The organism is Parafrankia soli, assembly GCF_001854695.1.
Lineage (GTDB): Bacteria > Actinomycetota > Actinomycetes > Frankiales > Frankiaceae > Parafrankia > Parafrankia soli.
This window is the reverse complement of sequence record NZ_MAXA01000239.1, coordinates 1-17,947: the sequence shown is the minus strand read 5'-3', so window position 1 is coordinate 17,947 and position 17,947 is coordinate 1. Positions and strand designations below refer to the sequence as shown.

General features: G+C 71.4%; 17 protein-coding genes. 9 read left to right on the top strand and 8 right to left on the bottom strand.

Annotated features, from left to right (window positions below; all coding sequences use genetic code 11):
- Window positions 1-88: 88 nt before the first annotated feature.
- The 3 genes from ispF to BBK14_RS25525 all read right to left on the bottom strand — a co-directional run bounded on the left by ispF (window position 89) and on the right by BBK14_RS25525 (window position 1,944).
- On the bottom strand, window positions 89-571 hold the full coding sequence (gene ispF / locus BBK14_RS25535; protein WP_071065796.1) for a 2-C-methyl-D-erythritol 2,4-cyclodiphosphate synthase: 483 nt from the start codon (window positions 569-571) through the stop codon (window positions 89-91).
- Window positions 568-1,257, bottom strand: a complete 690-nt coding sequence (gene ispD, locus BBK14_RS25530; protein WP_071065795.1) for a 2-C-methyl-D-erythritol 4-phosphate cytidylyltransferase — start codon at window positions 1,255-1,257, stop codon at window positions 568-570. The genes ispF and ispD overlap by 4 nt, the downstream gene beginning before the upstream one ends.
- Before the next feature lie 204 nt (window positions 1,258-1,461).
- The gene (locus BBK14_RS25525; protein WP_006545253.1) at window positions 1,462-1,944 is read right to left on the bottom strand and encodes a CarD family transcriptional regulator; all 483 of its coding nucleotides are present in this window, start codon (window positions 1,942-1,944) and stop codon (window positions 1,462-1,464) included.
- Between the two features lie 1,107 nt (window positions 1,945-3,051).
- Between BBK14_RS25525 and BBK14_RS25520 the strand changes: the two genes are divergently transcribed.
- The 4 genes from BBK14_RS25520 (at window position 3,052) to BBK14_RS25505 (ending at window position 7,844) form a co-directional block, all read left to right on the top strand.
- On the top strand, window positions 3,052-3,822 hold the full coding sequence (locus BBK14_RS25520; RefSeq protein WP_071065794.1) for a copper chaperone PCu(A)C domain-containing protein: 771 nt from the start codon (window positions 3,052-3,054) through the stop codon (window positions 3,820-3,822).
- 351 nt (window positions 3,823-4,173) lie between these two features.
- Complete coding sequence (gene radA, locus BBK14_RS25515) at window positions 4,174-5,646, top strand: DNA repair protein RadA (RefSeq protein WP_198541438.1); 1,473 nt, start codon at window positions 4,174-4,176, stop codon at window positions 5,644-5,646.
- Between the two features lie 146 nt (window positions 5,647-5,792).
- Window positions 5,793-6,872: a DNA integrity scanning diadenylate cyclase DisA gene (gene disA, locus BBK14_RS25510; protein WP_071065792.1), complete on the top strand. Its 1,080-nt coding sequence runs from the start codon at window positions 5,793-5,795 to the stop codon at window positions 6,870-6,872.
- Between the two features lie 96 nt (window positions 6,873-6,968).
- A complete protein-coding gene (locus BBK14_RS25505; RefSeq protein ID WP_241831848.1) occupies window positions 6,969-7,844 on the top strand; it encodes an HhH-GPD family protein in 876 nt (291 codons plus the stop codon).
- A 106-nt stretch (window positions 7,845-7,950) separates the two neighbouring features.
- On the opposite strand, the gene BBK14_RS25500 is transcribed toward BBK14_RS25505, so the two are convergent.
- From BBK14_RS25500 to pstS, 5 genes are all read right to left on the bottom strand, one after another.
- Window positions 7,951-9,009, bottom strand: coding sequence for a response regulator transcription factor (locus BBK14_RS25500; RefSeq protein ID WP_071065790.1), 1,059 nt, complete (start codon window positions 9,007-9,009; stop codon window positions 7,951-7,953).
- A gap of 11 nt (window positions 9,010-9,020) precedes the next feature.
- On the bottom strand, window positions 9,021-9,797 hold the full coding sequence (pstB, locus tag BBK14_RS25495; RefSeq protein ID WP_071065789.1) for a phosphate ABC transporter ATP-binding protein PstB: 777 nt from the start codon (window positions 9,795-9,797) through the stop codon (window positions 9,021-9,023).
- A gap of 104 nt (window positions 9,798-9,901) precedes the next feature.
- A complete protein-coding gene (gene pstA, locus BBK14_RS25490) occupies window positions 9,902-10,969 on the bottom strand; it encodes a phosphate ABC transporter permease PstA (RefSeq protein WP_071065788.1) in 1,068 nt (355 codons plus the stop codon).
- Window positions 10,966-12,102, bottom strand: coding sequence for a phosphate ABC transporter permease subunit PstC (gene pstC, locus BBK14_RS25485; protein ID WP_116430150.1), 1,137 nt, complete (start codon window positions 12,100-12,102; stop codon window positions 10,966-10,968). Before pstC ends, pstA begins: the two co-directional genes overlap by 4 nt.
- A 167-nt stretch (window positions 12,103-12,269) precedes the next feature.
- Window positions 12,270-13,376 (bottom strand): phosphate ABC transporter substrate-binding protein PstS, encoded by a 1,107-nt coding sequence (gene pstS, locus BBK14_RS25480; RefSeq protein ID WP_071065787.1) that lies wholly within the window; start codon window positions 13,374-13,376, stop codon window positions 12,270-12,272.
- Window positions 13,377-13,643: 267 nt separating this feature from the next.
- Between pstS and BBK14_RS25475 the strand changes: the two genes are divergently transcribed.
- The 5 genes from BBK14_RS25475 to BBK14_RS25460 form a co-directional block, all read left to right on the top strand.
- A complete protein-coding gene (locus tag BBK14_RS25475; protein WP_071065786.1) occupies window positions 13,644-14,141 on the top strand; it encodes a TIGR00725 family protein in 498 nt (165 codons plus the stop codon).
- 795 nt (window positions 14,142-14,936) lie between these two features.
- Entirely contained in the window at window positions 14,937-15,110 is a 174-nt protein-coding gene (locus tag BBK14_RS40635; RefSeq protein WP_235014764.1) for a hypothetical protein, read from the top strand.
- A gap of 351 nt (window positions 15,111-15,461) precedes the next feature.
- Window positions 15,462-16,868, top strand: coding sequence for a proline--tRNA ligase (gene proS, locus BBK14_RS25465; protein WP_071065814.1), 1,407 nt, complete (start codon window positions 15,462-15,464; stop codon window positions 16,866-16,868).
- A 580-nt stretch (window positions 16,869-17,448) separates the two neighbouring features.
- The gene (locus BBK14_RS41420; RefSeq protein WP_275078511.1) at window positions 17,449-17,577 is read left to right on the top strand and encodes a hypothetical protein; all 129 of its coding nucleotides are present in this window, start codon (window positions 17,449-17,451) and stop codon (window positions 17,575-17,577) included.
- Window positions 17,574-17,947: aldehyde dehydrogenase family protein (locus tag BBK14_RS25460; protein WP_116430149.1), on the top strand; the 374-nt coding region annotated here is incomplete at its 3' end. The genes BBK14_RS41420 and BBK14_RS25460, both read left to right, overlap by 4 nt.

Below are 17,947 nucleotides of genomic sequence, written 5' to 3'. Positions count from 1 at the left end.
GACAGCCACAGGCACTGTCACGTGTGTCCGGTCAGACGGATCCCGCCGGGCACGGGGTAGTCGGGCGCCGGGGGCCGGGCCGGGAACGTCAGACGCGGGTGACCAGAGCCGTCGCGATGGCGGCCAGGCCCTCGCCGCGGCCGGTGAGGCCCAGCCCGTCCGTCGTCGTCGCCGAGAGGTTCACCGGGGCGCCCAGCGCCGCCGACATCGCCTCCTGCGCCTCGACCCGGCGCGCGGCCATCCGCGGGCGGTTGCCCACCACCTGGACGGCGACGTTCCCGATCAGCCAGCCGCTCTCGGCGAGCAGGCGCGCGGTCTCGCCGAGCAGCGCCGCACCGGACGCGCCGGACCACTCGGGGCGACCAGTGCCGAACACGGCACCGAGATCGCCGATGCCGGACGCGGTGAGCAGCGCGTCGCACGCGGCGTGCGAGGCGACGTCACCGTCGGAATGCCCGGCGAGCCCCGTCTCCCCGGGCCACAGCAGGCAGGCGACCCAGCACTCCCGCCCCTGCTCGAAGGGATGGACGTCGACACCTGTGCCCACCCGGGGCAGCGACGGTTCGGTCACCGCTGCCCGTCGCCGGGTGCGAACTGGGCCAGCAGGGCCTCCGCGAGGACCAGGTCAGCTGGTCGGGTCACCTTGAACGCCTCCTCAGCGCCGGGGATCGTCGTCACCGGCACCCCCAGAGCTTCCACCAGGCCGGCGTCGTCGGTGACCGGGAGGTCCCGGTTCGCGTAGGCCATGTACAGGATGTCCCGCCGGAAGCCCTGTGGGGTCTGCACCGCGCGCAGGACGTCCCGGGGTGGGGTCCGCACCACCCGGCCGTCGGCATCCACCTCCTTGACGGTGTCCGTCACGGGCAACACGGGGATGACGGCGGGATGGCCGTCGAGCACCGTGGTCGCGACGGCGTCCACCAGCTTGGCGGGCGTGAGCGGCCGCGCCGCGTCATGCACGAGGACCACGCCGATGTCGTCGTCCAACGCCTCGAGCGCGGCGCGGACCGAGTCCACCCGCTCAGCCCCGCCGGGGACGACGCGCACCCGTGGGCCCAGGATCTGGCCCACCACCTCGACGAGAGTCGGCGGTGCCGCTACGACGACCTGAGAGACGAGCGTGGACGACAGGAGCGTCTCCACCGCATGCAGAAGCATCGGACGGCCCCCGAGCGGCCGCAGCGCCTTGGGCGTGCCACCGCCGAGACGCTCGCCTCGGCCCGCCGCCGGGACGAGGGCCCCGACCCGGGTGCTCACCAACTCCGGCCTCCGCGGCGAACGCGCCTGACCGCCCGGGAGATCCGGACGGGTGAGAGGCCCCCTTCCGGGGGCACTCCCACGGGGATGAAAATCCGCCGCAACCACGATTCGGTCGGAAACATCAAGCCTTCCGCTGACGTCGGACGGCGCGCACAATGCCGCCCCGCTGTTGCCGACCGCGCATGTTCGAGCCTGCCGGTATCAGCCGGCGAGAACCTCGTCGAGCATGGCTTCAGCCTTGTCCTCATTGGTTCCCTCGGCGAGCGCGAGCTCGCTGACGAGAATCTGCCGCGCCTTGCTGAGCATGCGCTTCTCACCCGCGGAAAGACCGCGTTCACGATCACGCCGCCAGAGATCACGAACCACCTCGGCGACCTTGTTCACGTCACCCGAGGCGAGCTTCTCGAGATTGGCCTTGTACCGCCGGGACCAGTTGGTCGGCTCCTCCGTGTGCGGGGCGCGTAGCACCTCGAACACACGCTCCAGGCCGTCCTGACCGACGACGTCACGCACCCCGACCATGCCGACGTTGTCGGCTGGAACGCGGACAGTGAGGTCGCCCTGGGCGACCTTCAGCACGAGATAAAGTTTCTCTTCACCCTTGATGACGCGCGTTTCAATCGCATCAATCAGAGCAGCACCATGATGCGGGTAAACAACGGTCTCGCCGACTTGGAACGCCATGTGTCACGTGCCCCTTCCGCCTCTACCAGCGTAACACGCACGCATCGCCGCAGGTCAGACGCGCGCTGCTGGCCTGCCACGGGAAGGGGGCAGCCGTCGTGTTCCGGCCACCCTCCGAGGCCGGCAGGCACGGCACGCGACAGACCTGGCGCCGAGCCCGACCGGATCGGCGCAGGTCGGGGGCTATCAACGGGCGACGTGTCCGGTCTGGCGAAACAGATGGCGTTGCGGCGGAAGTTGTCCGGTTGTTGGCATCAAGAGCGTCGCGACACTACCGTCCCTACCCCGCTGGCCCCACATCGACCCGCCGAAGGTCCCCCGGAGCCGCCGTCCGCACCGGGCGTGTCGCGCCGGCTCGGCGGGCCGCCTCCCGCCCCCGTCCACCCGCCCGCTCGCACTCGCCGTGCGACCGAAGACGGGGCGGCCGCCGCGGGGACCGAAGACCCTGTCTCCCAGGGCCCTGCGGCCTTTCTCCCCCGGACCTGTGGAATCCGGTCGGCCCGCCCCGAGGGTGCCGGGCCCTTCCAGGCCCCCCTGTTCGGTGCGCGCAACTGGCCCGAGTCATGACGAAGCGGATCCTCCGGACATCCGATCACGCAGATGACATCCGGTTGCGCGAGACGACGGGGAAACGCCATGCTCGCGGTCGCTCACCCGCCCCAGGCCGGCTCCCTTCCGCCAGCTCCACCCGCCGACCTGGTCAGACAGCTGAACCCGCCTGGACCCGCCCCCCGAGGCCACGGCTCTCCCGCCCACACCCGCGCCGCGGCGAACGGGTCCGACCTGCGGGCGGGTTCGCATGGGCCGTTCGGATCTGTTGTCAGCCGTCCGATCGGTCCGAGATGTCGAGCCCAACACGCTAGGCCGCACATAGCGGGCGCGGATGGCTAGTCTTAGCCCCGCACCCGCGGCTCCGACCTGGGACGCGGGTGACCGGGTGCGCTCCCGGTGCGCCACGCGGCGATCCACCGACTGGAACGTCGCGACGGCCCGCACCGGTGCGCGCCGGCCGCTGCGGGCCCCCGCAACGGCCACCTGACCGGTCACGACCGATCGGCACCGACGCGCCAGGCGCGCCGGTCCCTGCGCAGGAGGAGCCACCGAGCCGTGAGCCGCCGTCTGGGTGCTCGTTCCGCGACGTCCACCATCCATGGGACGCCGCACGTCGAAGCCGCCGAAACCGGTGGTCCGGGCCACGCCCCGGAAGTCGGCGGCGGCCCGAGAACCGCCCGCCGCGGCCGGGTCCGCGCGCGGGCCGCCCTGGCGACATCCGTCGCCGCGGCCGCCGTCGCCGCGGCCGCGCTGAGCGGATGCGCGTCCGGCACCGACGCCCTCACCAACTCCGCCCGCACCACGACCAACTCGGTGAGCGGAGCCGTTGGGTCGGTCACCCTGCGAAATGTCTACGTCGCGGGCCCGGCGAACGAGGGCGGGTCGGCGCAGGTCATCTCCGCCGTGTTCAACGGTGGAGCGGAGGAGGACAGCCTGATCGGGATTTCCTCCCCCGCCGCCAGTAGTGGCACGGCGCCCAAGCCCTCGATCATCCGTCCCGGTGCGGGCAACATCTACATCGCGAACGGCTCGGCGCCCACGCTGACCGGCCTGAACGAGACGCTGGCCATCGGCGACGAGGTGCCTGTCACCTTCACATTCGCGAAGGCGGGCAGCGTCACCCTCGACGTGCCGGTCGAGGCCCCGGCTCCCGGGGCCTCCGGTGGCCCGGTGGCCCCGACGGCGCCCGCGGAGACCTCGGCGTCCCCGTCCGACACCGCCACGCCGTCAAGCGGCGCACCGGCGGTCGGCGGCACGACGACCGAGCCCGGCGCCCCCGCGGAGAGCCCCGCCCCCGCTGGCGCCCCCACCGCCCCGACGGCCTGACCCACCCGCGGCCGGCGGCCGGGGCAGGTCGCCAGGTCGGGGCCAGGCAGGCTGCCGGGCCCCGACGACCGTCCGCCCGCCGTCTTCCCTTGATCTGCACGAAGTGTGGCGGGTCAGTAAGTCCATGGACTTACTGACCCGCCACACTTCTGTGAGCAGGTCCCGTTTCGGCCGCCAGGCCGCAGTTCAGCCGCTGGGCCCGGCTTCGGGGATCAGGCCCGTGCTCTGGTGCCGAGCAGCTCCTCGCCGGTGCCCTGAGGGGCTCCTCAGTAGTGCCCGGAGGTGGGGGCCCGCCCTGCTGGAGGTGGGAGCTCGCCCTGATTGTCGGACCTACCGGCTACGGTGGCCGCCATGTCGTCTACAGGTCCCGCGGCGCGGTCCGGTGCGGGCGCAGGGCGTGCCTCCTCGCGGGCGGGCGCGGGTTCCCGCAACCCCGCGGGTGGTTTCCGGTGCTCGGCCTGCGAGGCCGAGGCCGTTCGGTGGGCCGGCCGGTGCCCGCGTTGCCAGGCCTGGGGCACCCTCGAGGCGCAGGCACCCGCCCCCCGCCGGGCCGGCGGGTTCTCGGGTGGGCTGGGTGGCACCGGTCGCATCGGGGCCGCGGCCCCGGTGACGGCGCCGGCCACCCCGGTCACGGCGGTCGACGTGACGACCGCCCGCTCGCGGCCCACCGGCATCGGTGAGCTTGATCGCGTGCTCGGCGGCGGGATCGTCCCCGGGGCGGTGATCCTGCTCGCCGGGGAGCCGGGTGTGGGCAAGTCGACCCTGCTGTTGGAGGTCGCCGCCCGCAGCGCGGCCACCGGGTCGCGCTCGCTCATCATCACCGGGGAGGAGTCCGCCGCCCAGGTCCGCCTGCGCGCCGGGCGGACGGGCGCGCTGCATCCCGATCTCTGGCTGGCGGCCGAGACCGATCTTGGCGCGGTGCTCACCCATGTCGAGCAGGTCCAGCCGGCCCTGCTGGTCGTCGATTCGGTGCAGACCATCTCCTCCTCCGGCTTCGACGGGTCGGCCGGCGGGGTGACGCAGGTGCGCGAGGTGACCGGCGCCCTGATCCGCACCGCCAAGGCGCTGGGCCTGGCGACCGTGCTGGTCGGCCACGTGACGAAGGAGGGCGCCGTGGCCGGGCCGCGGCTGCTCGAGCACCTGGTGGACGTCGTCGTGCACTTCGAGGGCGAACGGCACTCGACGCTGCGTCTCCTCCGGGCCGGCAAGAACCGCTACGGCCCGGCGGACGAGGTGGGCTGCTTCGAGATGCACGACTCGGGCATCCGCGAGGTCGCCGATCCCAGCGGGCTGTTCCTGTCGCGGTCCGGCGGCGCCGGGCCGGCGGCCGTACCCGGCACCTGCGTCACGGTGACGGTGGAGGGCCGGCGTCCGCTGGTCGCCGAGGTGCAGGCACTGGTGGCGGAGGCGTCGGCGCAGGTGCCGCGCCGCGCGGTGTCGGGGCTGGACGCCGCCCGGGTGGCGATGATCCTCGCCGTCGTCGAGCGGCGGGCGCGGGTCCGGTTCGGCCGCGCGGACGTCTACACGGCGACGGTCGGCGGGGTTCGGCTCGCCGAGCCGGCGGCGGATCTGGCGGTGGCGCTGGCCACGGTGAGCGCCGCCCGCGACCGGCCGCTGCCCGGTGATCTGGTGGCGATCGGCGAGGTGGGCCTGGCGGGCGAGGTGCGTTCGGTGGGCGCGGTGCGTGCGCGGCTCGCCGCGGCGGCCCGATTGGGCTTCCGCCGGGCGCTCGTGCCGACCGGGTCCGGAGAGGCGCCGGAAGGGTTGACCGTCCAGGAAGTACCGGACCTTATCGCGGCCATTGCGCACATGTACGACGAATGAACCTGCTTTGGTGATTGCCGGATATGGTGAGGCCGCTGTGAGCCCGCACTGATCCGCATGCGACTTACCGATACCATTACGGCGACGGGCACGACACGGTGGGGGCGTTCGACGCACAGGACGTCGAAGAACAACGAGGGAGCCTGATGGCAGGACCACCCGGGGATGACATCTTCCGGGCGACACTCGCCGCGGTCGCGCCCGGTACCCCGTTCCGTGACGGTCTCGAGCGCATCCTGCGTGGGCACACCGGAGCGCTCATAGTGCTCGGCCACGACAAGGTCGTCGAGGGCCTGTGCACCGGCGGATTCGAGCTCGACGTGGAGTTCTCGGCCACCCGCCTGCGCGAGCTGGCGAAGATGGACGGCGCGATCGTGCTCTCCTCCGACCTCGCGCGGATCGTACGGGCCGCCGTGCACCTCGTCCCGGATCCGACGGTCCCGACCGAGGAGTCCGGCACCCGGCACCGCACCGCGGAGCGGGTCGCGAAGCAGACCGGCTTCCCCGTGATCTCGGTCAGCCAGTCGATGCACATCATCGCCCTGTACGTGGCGGGGCGGCGGTACGTGCTCGACGGCGCCGCGGCCATCCTCTCCCGCGCCAACCAGGCGCTGGCCACGCTCGAACGCTACAAGCTGCGCCTCGACGAGGTCGCCGGCACCCTCTCCGCGCTGGAGATCGAGGATCTGGTCACCGTCCGTGACGCGATCTCGGTGAGCCAGCGGCTGGAGATGGTCCGGCGGATCGCCGACGAGATCGAGAGCTACGTCGTCGAGCTCGGGACGGACGGCCGGCTGCTGTCGCTGCAGCTCGAGGAGCTGATGGCCGGCGTCGAGACCGAGCGCGAGCTCACCGTGCGTGACTACCTGCCGGTCGGCTCGCGGGCGGGCAACGCCGCCCAGGTGCTCACCGAGCTGTCCGCGATGTCACCGACGGATCTGCTCGACCTGACCGTCATCGCCCGGGTGATCGGCTTCTCCGGCGGGGCGGACATCCTCGACCGCCAGATCAGCCCGCGTGGCTACCGGATGCTGGCCAAGGTCCCGCGCCTGCCGCGGATGGTGGTGGACCGCCTCGTCGACCACTTCAGCACCCTGCAGAAGCTGCTCGCCGCCGGGGTCGACGACCTCCAGGCGGTTGACGGCGTCGGTGAGACCCGCGCCCGCGCGGTCCGTGAGGGGCTCTCCCGGCTCGCGGAGTCGAGCATCCTCGAACGCTACGTCTGAGAGCGCCGCGGTAGGCGGTGCGGTGGCGGGAGGCGGCCGCGGGCGGGCTGAGGGCCGGCGGTGGGCGGTGTGCCGGAGCTTGAGACGATTCCCGCGATGACATCCGTGCGAATGGCTGACGAGGTGCTGGAGTGGTTCGCGGTCTGTGCCCGCGACCTGCCCTGGCGGCGGCCCGAGACGACGCCGTGGGGCGTCCTCGTCAGCGAGATCATGTTGCAGCAGACGCCGGTCAACCGGGTCCTGCCGGTCTGGGCGGAGTGGCTCAGCCGCTGGCCGACACCGGCCGACCTCGCCGCGGAGCCCTCCGGTGAGGCCGTGCGGGCGTGGGGGCGCCTCGGCTACCCCCGCCGGGCTCTGCGACTGCACCAGGCCGCCACCGCGATGCTGGAACGGCACGGCGGCACCGTCCCGGACGAGCTTGACGACCTGCTGGCACTGCCCGGTGTCGGGAGCTACACGGCCAGGGCCGTGGCGGCGTTCGCCTTCCGGCAGCGCCACGCCGTGATCGACGTGAACGTCCGCCGCCTGGTGGCCCGGGCTGTCGAGGGGGTCGCCGAGGGGCCGACGTCGGTCTCCCGGCGCGACCTCGCGCTGGTCGCCGACCTGCTGCCGACGGACCCGGAGACCGCGGCGCGGGCGAGCGCGGCGTTCATGGAGCTGGGCGCGCTGGTCTGCGTGGCCCGGGCGCCCCGCTGCGCCGCGTGCCCCGTCCGGGACAGGTGCGCGTGGCTGGCGGCCGGCAGCCCGCCCTCCGAGGGCCCGGCCCGGCGCCCGCAGGGCTACGCCGGGACCGACCGCCAGGTGCGCGGCCGCCTGCTGGCCGTGCTCCGGGAGGCGACCGGGCCGGTCGAGCAGGCCGACCTCGACGCGGTGTGGGACGAGCCCGTCCAGCGCGACCGGGCGCTCGCCGGGCTCCTCACGGACGGCCTGGTCAGCCGGACGGCGCCGGGCGTCTACGCCCTTCCACACTGACGCCCCGGGCCTCCCGCCCGGACGCCGCGGCCCTCTTTCGCATTCCGCGGACCATTTCACGGCACTTCGGAGGCACGGAAGTGCCGTGAAATGGTCCGCCCCGAAATCAGGTCGGGCGCGGAGCGGGGGCCCGAAAGCGATATCCGATCCCGCGGATGCTCTCGATGAGCGGCGGATGAACGTCGATGAGGCCACGGGAAGTCACAACCGGGCGCGACGACACGCCGGGAGCGTCGGCGGAGTCGTGTCGCTGCGCGGCGGCGCCGTCGGCCGCGCCGGAGATGGAGTCCCCGAGGCGGCGGCGCAGGCGGCGCACGTGCACCGCCAGCGTGTTCGGGTCGGTGTCGGCCGAGCCCCAGACCTCGGTGAGCAGGGTCTCCCTGGTGACGACCCGCCCGGCGTGCCCGAGCAGCAGGTGCAGCAGCCGGAACTCCCGTGGCGGCATGTGGACGGCGCGGCCGTCCACGGTGACCTCGTGCGCGTCGACGTCGAGAACGACCGGCCCGGAACGCAGCACGCTCGATGCCGCGGGGACCGTCAACGCGCCGGCCAACCCTGGCCGGCCCGTCCCGCCGGCGGTGAGGAGCCCGCCGATGCCGCCGACGTGCTCCGGCCCGGCGCCGAAGCCGCCGGCGCCCTCCGGGCCTCCGGACGAGCCGGCGCGGCCCGCGGCCGGCGTCATCCGGGTGCCTGAACCGCTTAGACCGCCCGAGCCGCCCAGACCGGCCGTGACGGCCGCCAGGCCGCCGACGGCACCGACCATCGCCAGCACCTCGTGCAGGCGGTACGGCTTGCCCACGCAGGCGCTCGCCCCGGCCTCGAGCGCCGCCGCGGCCTGTTCCCGGTCACCGGGGCCGACCGCGAACAGGATGGGCGTGGTGTCCCGGCCCGCCACCGAGCGGACCGTGCGGATCACGGTGACGCCGTCCACCACCGGCAGCCGTGCGCTGATCAGCACGGCCGACGGGTCGAGCCGACCGATCTCGACGAGGGCCTGGGCGCCGTCGGTGACGACGCTGACCTCCACGCCCCGGCCGCGCAATGCCGGTAGCAGTTCGTCGTTCGCCTCGTCGTCGGCGATGAGCAGCGAGGGCGAGGGCTGCCCGTGATCTGGCGCGGCGGGGGCGACCGCACCGTCGCCCCCGCCGCTGGCCGTCGGCCACACGTCGGGAGATCTCAGCCGAACCGCCCGGAGACGTAGTCCTCGGTGCGCTTCTCCTTCGGGTTGCTGAAGATCTGCGAGGTGCGGTCGCATTCCACCAGCCGTCCCGGGTCGCCGGTCTTCTCCAGGGAGAAGAAGGCCGTCGTCTCGCTCACGCGGGACGCCTGCTGCATGTTGTGCGTGACGATGACGATCGTGTAGCTGGACCGGAGCTTCTGGATCAGGTCCTCGATCGCGAGGGTGGAGATCGGGTCGAGCGCGGAGCACGGCTCGTCCATGAGCAGCACCTGCGGCTCGACGGCGATCGCACGGGCGATGCACAGTCGCTGCTGCTGGCCTCCGGACAGCCCGGCGCCGGGCCGGTTGAGCCGGTCCTTGACCTCGTCCCACAGGTTGGCGCCGCGCAGCGACTCCTCGACCCGCTCGTCGAGCAGTGCCTTCTTGCGGATGYCGTTCAGCTTCAGCCCGGCGATGACGTTCTCGTAGATCGACATCGTGGGGAACGGGTTGGGCCGCTGGAAGACCATGCCGACGTTGCGGCGGACGTTCACCGGGTCGACCCCGGGTCCGTACAGGTCCTCCCCGTCGAGCAGGACCTTGCCCTCGACCCTGGCTCCGGGGAGGACCTCGTGCATCCGGTTGAGCGTCCGCAGGACGGTCGACTTCCCGCAGCCGGACGGGCCGATGAAGGCCGTCACGGTCTTGGGCTCGATCGTCAGGTTCACGTCGGCTACGGCCTTGAACTTCCCGTAGTAGGCGGTCAGCCCGGAGATGTCGATACGGGTGGCCATTGCTACCTCGACTCAGGTGTTTGTGCGGTCGGTCGGTTCGTGGAAGAAGGCAGTACCCGGACTGCCGACTGGCGCCCTGGGCGGACGACGACGGCCACCACGGGCTACTTGATCGTCGCCCGGCGCGCCACGAGCCGAGCGAGCAGATTGAGCAGCATGATGATGATAATCAACGTGAGCGCCGCGGCCCAGGCTCTGTCAATCGCGACCTGCTGCGGCTGTCCGGCCTGTGAGTAGATGTACAGCGGAAGGGCCGACTGTTCACCGGAGAACGGGTTGAAGTTGATCGAGTTCGCGCCGAAGACGGTCAGCAGCAGCGGCGCCGTCTCGCCGGCGACCCGGGCGACGGCCAGCATGACGCCGGTGACGATTCCCGGCAGCGCGGTCGGGAGCACCACCTTCAGAATCGTCCGCCACCGGGCGACACCGAGCGCGTAGCTCGCCTCGCGCAGCTCGTCGGGAACGAGTTTCAGCATCTCCTCGGCGGAGCGCACGACCACCGGAATCATGAGGATCGTCAGAGCGAGGGCACCGGCGAAACCGGAGAAGCTCTGCCCCAGCGCGAGAATCCAGAAGCCCAGCACGAACAGACCGGCGATGATCGACGGGAGGCCGGTCAGGACGTCCACGAAGAAGCTGATCAGGCGGCTGATCCGACCGGTTCCGTACTCGACCAGGTAGATGGCGACCAGCAGCCCGAACGGCACCGCCATGACGCTCGCCAGCCCGACCTGCTCGAGGGTCCCGATGATCGCGTGGTAGACGCCGCCGCCGGCCTCCCGGGCATTGATGCTGCGCATCGAATGCGTGAGGAAGTTCCCGTCCAGCCGCTCCGCGCCCCGCGTCACGACACTGATGATGATCGCCAGCAGCGGGATGAGCGCGAGGAGGAACGAGCCGAACACGGCCGAGGTGACGAGCCGGTCCCGTGCCCGCCGTGACCCCTCCACCATGACCGACGCGATCGTCTGCCCGATGCCGAACAGGATCAGCGCGATGAGGACGAACTGGATCCGGCTGTGGATGGAGGTCACCAGGTAGAGCAGGAGGGTCAGCACGACCGCTCCCGCCGCGATGGCACCGAGTACCGGCCGACCGAGCGTCTGCCCGCGCAGGTTCAGCGAACCGTCACCGACCGGAGCCGTCGGCGCCGTCGTCGTCGCGGTGCTCATGCCGCGCGTCCCGAGAACTCGGCACGCCGCGCGATGACGGCTCGAGCAATCATGTTGACCACCATCGTGACGACGAAGAGAACGAGACCGGACGCGATGAGAGCGCCCTTTCCGATGTCGTTTGCCTCACCGAAGCCGTTCGCCACGTTCGCGGCGATCGTGTTTCCGGCGGGAGTGAGGATGTTCCAGGAGATGTTGAAGGAGGCCGGCAGGACGAGGGCGACCGCGATAGTCTCGCCCATCGCCCGGCCGAGACCCAGCATGGAAGCGCTGATCACACCCGGCTTGCCGTAGGGAATGACCGCTGTCCGGATCATCTCCCAGCGGGTGGCRCCGAGCGCGAGAGCAGCCTCACGATGAGTGATGGGCACCTGGGAGAAGACCTCCCGGGATATCGCTGCCACGATCGGGAGAATCATGATTGCCAGCACCACGCTGGCCAGGAACATCGAACGTCCGACCGTGCTGTCATCGATGTTGAAAAGCGGGATCCAGCCGAAGTAGTCGGCCAGCCAGGACTGCGTCCCGTTGAAATGCGGAGCGAGGACGATCAGGCCCCAGAGACCGTAGATGACGCTCGGCACGGCCGCGAGCAGGTCGACGATGAAACCGAGCCCGGAAGCCAGCCGACGAGGCGCGTAAATAGTGATGAAAAGCGCGATTCCGACCGCGACCGGAACCGCGATGATCAGTGCCCCCACGGCGGAGACCAGAGTTCCGAACAGGAGGGCTGCGACACCGAAGACGGGCGGGTCGGCGTTGGCCCGCCATTCCTCCGTGGTGAGGAAGTTCCCGGTGTTCGCGCTCAGGGCGTCGGTGGCCCGCAGCACCAGGAAGATCGCGATCAGCGCGATGAGCACGAGCAGGCTGACGCCCGCCGTCCTGGTCAGGTTCTTGAACACGACGTCGGCCAGGCCGACCTTCGGCTTGGCGTCCGCCGGCGGTGTGATGTCCGGTGGCACGAGTTCCGGCGGCGTTGTGCCCGGCGGTGTCGCGCCCGCCGCTGTGATGTCCGTCGACGTGGTGCTCGTCGGCGCGGCCTCCGCCGCTGGTGCGGTGGCCGCCTCCGGGGTGGTCGGTGAACCGGTCCCCCGAGACCCGGCGTCGGCCGGGCTACCCGGCTCAGTCGTCATCCGTACCTACCTCGACTCTTCCTCCCTCAGGGGGCGGCCGGCCCGGCTGCCGGTCGGATCGACCGGCAGCCGGGGCGACCGCCCGGAAAACCAGGTTCCGCGGCCGGGGCGACGGTGCCCCGGCCGCGGAAGGACATGCTGGTCAGCCCGTCAGCCAGCTCTATCCGTCAGGCGATCTTGGCGATGACGGCGCGGACCTTCGTGGCGATCTCGTCCGGCAGCGGGGCGTAGCCGAGCTCCGTGATCGCGGCCTGGCCGTCCGCGGACGCGATGTAGGTCAGGAAGCTCTTGAGGAGCGGAGCCTGGTCGGCAGGAGTGCCAGCGGTGCAGGCGATCTCGTAGGTGGCCAGGTAGATCGGGTAGGCACCCTTGGTCGCCGTGGTGTAGTCGAAGGTGAGCTTGAGGTCGTCACCCTCGGCGACCTTGGCGGAGCTGATGCCGATCGAGGCGGCGTCGGTGCTCACCTCGACGAACTCGTCAGCGGCGTTGCCGATCAGCGCGGTCGACAGGCTGGCGTTCTCCGCGTAGGAGAGCTCGACGTAGCCGATCGCGTTCGGGGTGGACTTGACGGTCGAGGTCACACCGTCACTGCCCTTGGCGCCCTGGCCACCCGGCGCGGTCCAGTCGGAGCCGCCCTCGAAGGTCCAGTCGGACGCCGCGGCGCCCTTGAGGAACTTGGTGAAGTTGTCCGTCGTGCCCGAGCCGTCCGAGCGGTGCACCGACTGGATCGGAGCGTCCGGCAGGCTCGCGCCGTCGTTGTCGGCGACGATCRCCGGGTCGTTCCACTTGGTGATCGCACCGGAGAAGATCTTCGCGATGTTCGACGCGCTGAGGTTCAGCGTGTCGACGCCGTCAAGGTTGTAGATGAGCGCGATGGGCCCGACGACCATCGGGATGTCGACGGCCGCACCGCCGGTGCAGCGGGCGTCCGCCGCGGTCTTCTGGTCGTCCTTCAGCGCGGAGTCGGAACCCGCGAAGGTGATCTGCTTGTCGATGAACTGCTGGCGTCCAGTCGACGAGCCGGTGCTCTGGTAGTTGATGGTGGCGCCGTCACACGCGTCCTGGTAGGCCGAGACCCACTCGTCCATCGCGTTCTTCTGCGCGGAGGACCCCGACCCGGTGATCGACCCCTTGGCGCAGTCGATCGCGCCGGCGGAGGCTGTGGACGCGGTCCCGTCCGCGGTGTCGGTGTTGTCGTCCGAGCCACACGCGGCCAGAGAGAGCAGCGCCGCGGCGGCGAGGCCCGCGACGATCTGACGCTTGCCTAGGTTCACTAGCAATCCTTCGTCCATCTGGTTCGCGCCTCGCGGCGCGGATCTGGTCCCGCCCCCCGGATCGGGGTGCCGGCGAGAATCGAAGCGATGCCGAGTGAACGAAGGGTGAACATCGACGGACATGAACCGCACTCAAACAGGAACACATCCCGGACATGGGTTTCGACACGAGTCGACAACCCACACACGACCCATTTAGCTACCTTCAGTAGTTGCACGCTACACACAAAGGCACCATGGTCGGCGGTGGAACGGAGTCGTGAGCACATGCGACAGGTTGCCGTCATCGGTCCGGGCGAGGCGACACCGGAGCAGGAAACCGACGCCGAGCGCCTGGGCGCGGGCCTGGCGAGGCTGGGGCTGACCGTCGTGACCGGCGGCCTCGGCGGCGTGATGGCCGCGGCCTCGCGGGGCGCCCGGGCAGCCGGCGGGCGGACCCTGGGCCTGCTTCCAGGCAACGATCCGGCCACGGCCAACCCGTGGATCGACGTCGTCGTTCCCACCGGTCTCGGGGAGGCACGGAACGCGCTCGTGGTCCGTTCCGCCGCCGCGGTGGTGGCCGTCGGACACGGCTGGGGCACGCTGTCCGAGGTCGCCCTGGCGTTGCGGACGGGCGTCCCCGTCGTGAGCCTGCGAAGCTGGGCGCCGACGCCGCCGGCGGGCGACCCGAGGCACCGCGATCAACCGACGTCGGTCCAGGTGGCCACCGGCGTAACGGACGCGCTCGCGCGGGTCCAGGCTGTTCTCGAAGCCGCCGCGCCCTGAGCGGGCCTATCGCGCCGCGGGTCGCGTGGTCTCTCGCGTGACGTCTCGTCGGCAGGCCGGCGTGGGTCCCCGTGGCGGCCCGCCGACGAGACCACCCCCAGACACAAGATCGCGCACACCGCTTACAAGACACTGCGAACGCGCCATTTCGGACTTCTGATTACGCATACGAACCGGACTTTCGTCCCGCGTCACCAGACGTCCAACTCTGACCGGAGATCGTCCCTTGCCTTCCCGGCCAGCCGGCCGTTTGCTATAAAGCAAACAAGCGGTAGCTGACAGCATTGCCTCATAACCGCAGAGTCAGGAGGTGGTTCAGGCTCGACCCGAACGCACGTCACGGCGACGACGACGCCCCTCCGGTCTCACCCGGACTCGCCAGGGAACCACCCGGAACTCCCGCGAGCTCGGCGACGGCGCTGCCAGCCGTCGCCATCGCGTCGCCGATCGTTCATGTCGAGTTCGGTCGCCGGTCACCGCAAGCACCGGGTGCCGCCGACCGCGCTCCGCCCGCCGAACAGGCCCGGCCGGCACCGGCTGTCCGACGGAACCCCCAGCTCCACCGGTCAGCCCCACAGCCGGGACCAGGTCCCGCCGGCGGGACCAACGCGCGCTGAACACACCTGTCTCCGATCCCGCCCGCGACACCGAAGTCGGTGGACCGCCAGCAACAGGAAGGCAGCATGCACGATGAACACCGTCGACACCGGTGAACTCATGCCGGAACCCAGACCCGTATCCGGAGGTCCACCGCCGTCGCTGGCGGAAGTCGTCACGGTCCGGAACGGGTTACTGGTGGAGCACGAGCTGGTCCTCGCCCCCGGCGCGACGGCGGCCGACCTGACCAGCGCCATGATCCTGGTCCCGCCCGCCGCCGCCCTCGTCAGCCACCACGGTGACGTGGACCTCTCCCTCATCTTCCGCGAGGTCCCACGCCCGGATCCCGAGGACGCCGTCGCGCACCACTGAGCCGTCCGCCGAGCCGTCCGCCGGCCGGCCGCGGACGGACGGCTCACCAGCGGACAGCGCGGCAGAGGTGTCGCCGGCACGCTGTCCCGGCCGGGGCCCGCCRCATTCCGCGAGCGGTGGGTGCCCCCTTCCCATCGGCCGGTGACGCGCTGGTGACCCACCCGCCCGCCCGGCCCCGGCCGCGCACACCGGGGCCGGGCGGGCCGGCCCCGGTGCGGCCCGTCTCGGGGGGCGGGCCGTCTCGGAGCCGGGGCCGGAACCGGGCCCCGTACGCGTCCGCGGGGCCCGTGGCGGTCGCCTGGGCGGGCCGTGTCCGCCGGCCCGTCGTACCGAACCAATATCGTGGACGACGTGGCTGTTCTCACCCCCCGCTCCACCGACTTCCCGCGTTGGTACCAGGACGTGCTCGACAAGGCCGAGCTCGCCGACAACGGGCCCGTGCGCGGCACGATGGTCATCCGGCCCTACGGCTACGCGCTGTGGGAACGGATGCAGGCCGACGTCGACACCCGGATCAAGGCCGCGGGCGCGGTGAACGCCTACTTCCCGTTGTTCATCCCGGAGAGCTACCTGCGCCGGGAGGCCGAGCACGTCGAGGGGTTCAGCCCCGAGCTCGCCGTCGTCACCCACGGTGGCGGCAAGGAGCTGGCCGAACCGGTCGTCGTCCGTCCCACCAGCGAGACGGTGATCGGCGAGTACATGGCCAAGTGGACGCAGAGCTACCGGGATCTGCCGCTGCTGCTGAACCAGTGGGCGAACGTCGTCCGCTGGGAGCTGCGCCCGCGGCTGTTCCTGCGCACCAGCGAGTTCCTGTGGCAGGAGGGGCACACCGCCCATGCGGACGCCGCGGACGCCGCGGCCTATGCCCGCCGGATCGCGCTCGAGGTGTACCGGGAGTTCATGACCTCGGTGCTCGCGCTGCCGGTGTTCGTCGGGGCGAAGACCCGCAAGGAGCGCTTCGCCGGCGCGATCAACACGATGACCTGCGAAGGCATGATGGGTGACGGCAAGGCGCTGCAGATGGCGACGAGCCACGAGCTCGGCCAGAACTTCGCCCGCGCCTTCGACATCGACTTCCTCGGGCCGGACGGCGGCCGCCACCTGGCGTGGACGACCTCCTGGGGCAGCTCCACCCGCATGATCGGTGGCCTGATCATGGCTCACGGTGACGACAACGGCCTGCGGGTGCCGCCCGCGCTCGCGCCCACCCAGGTAGTGGTGCTCCCGGTCCGCGACGACGACGCCGTGGTCACGAAGGCCCGCGAGATCACCGACGCGCTCACCGCACTCGGCGTCCGGGCCAGGCTGGACGCCCGCCCCGGTCTGTCGTTCGGCCGCCGGGTCACCGACGCCGAGCTCAAGGGCATCCCCGTCCGGGTCGAGGTCGGGCCGCGCGACCTGGCCGCCGGCAACGTCACGCTGGCCCGCCGGGACACCGCCGAGAAGTTCCCGGTGCCGCTCGGTGAGGCCGCCGGCCGCGTCCCCGTCCTGCTCGAGGAGGTGCAGGCGAGCCTGTACGCGCAGGCCCTGGCGCTGCGCGACGAACGCACCTCGGACGTCACCTCGCTGGCCGAGGCGGTCGAGGCCGCCGCGACGGGCTTCGCCCGGCTGCCCTGGCACCTGGTGGGTGAGGACGGCGAGGCACGGCTCGCCGAGGACTCGCTGACCGTCCGCTGCCTGCAGACGCCGGACGGCGCCCTGCCAACCGCGGACACCAGGGACGAGGATCTCGTCTGCCTCGTGGCCCGCGCCTACTGACACGGGCACGGCTGGTCCGGTGGCCACCGGACCAGCCGGCGCAGATCCCAGCCGGCGCCAGCCAAACGGAGGGCCGGCCGAACGAGGGCCGACGGGCCATTCCCGCTTTTCCGGCGCACCGGCCCGACGTGCCTTAGCGGTGGAAACCGCGAGTAGGTGACCCGGTAACTGGCGTAGCCATTCTTGACACCGCGGACGGAAACATCGAAAAGCGATGGAAGTCCATTTCCGGACGGCTCCGCCCGCCGTCGGACGCCCGCTGAAGTGCGGCGGATGCCCGTGAGATGCGCCTGCGGGACGCGGTAAGCCAGGCGCTCGGTGAAGATCCCGCGAGCGCTCTCCGACGATGTCCGAGATCCTCCCGAGCGACCGCGGACGGCCGCGTGGAGATCCATGGATCTCCGGTCCGGCTGGGCCGGGTCTACTCCACTGTCAAACGGTTGACTCCGAATTTGGCGTAAGTAGGATTACGACACGAAATAGGACGTGGCGGTCAGGACGCGATCGAGACGTGTCAGGCTCCACCGGGCCGCCCGCTCGGCCCGCCCGCCCCGGCACGCCTCCGAGAAAAGAGGGCGAGATGCGAACCGGGAGCGAAGCGGCGGGCACAACCCGTGGCGGGCGGCGTTCCGGTGTGCACCTCGGAACTCTCACCGTGACGACGAGCGAGTCATCAAAGATGATCGACATCAACGAGGAGCGGCTGTGAAGCGGTTACTGATCGACGGAAAGCTTGTCGAGACCGAGCGGACGGTCGACTCGATCAACCCCACGACCGGCGAAGTCATCGGCCAGGCCGCGGACGCGACGGTCGAAGAGACCACCGCCGCGGTCAAGGCCGCCCGCAAGGCCTTCGACACCACCGACTGGTCGACCAACGTCGCGTTCCGCGTCCAGTGCCTCAACCAGCTCCACGACGTCCTCGTCAAGCACAAAGAAGAACTCCGCGAACTCACCATCGCCGAGGTCGGCCACCCCCGCCTGATCACCGACGGGCCGGCCCTCGGCGACCCGATCAACCTCGTCAAGTACTACGCCGACCTCGCCGCCGGCTACCAGTTCACCCAGGACCTCGGCAC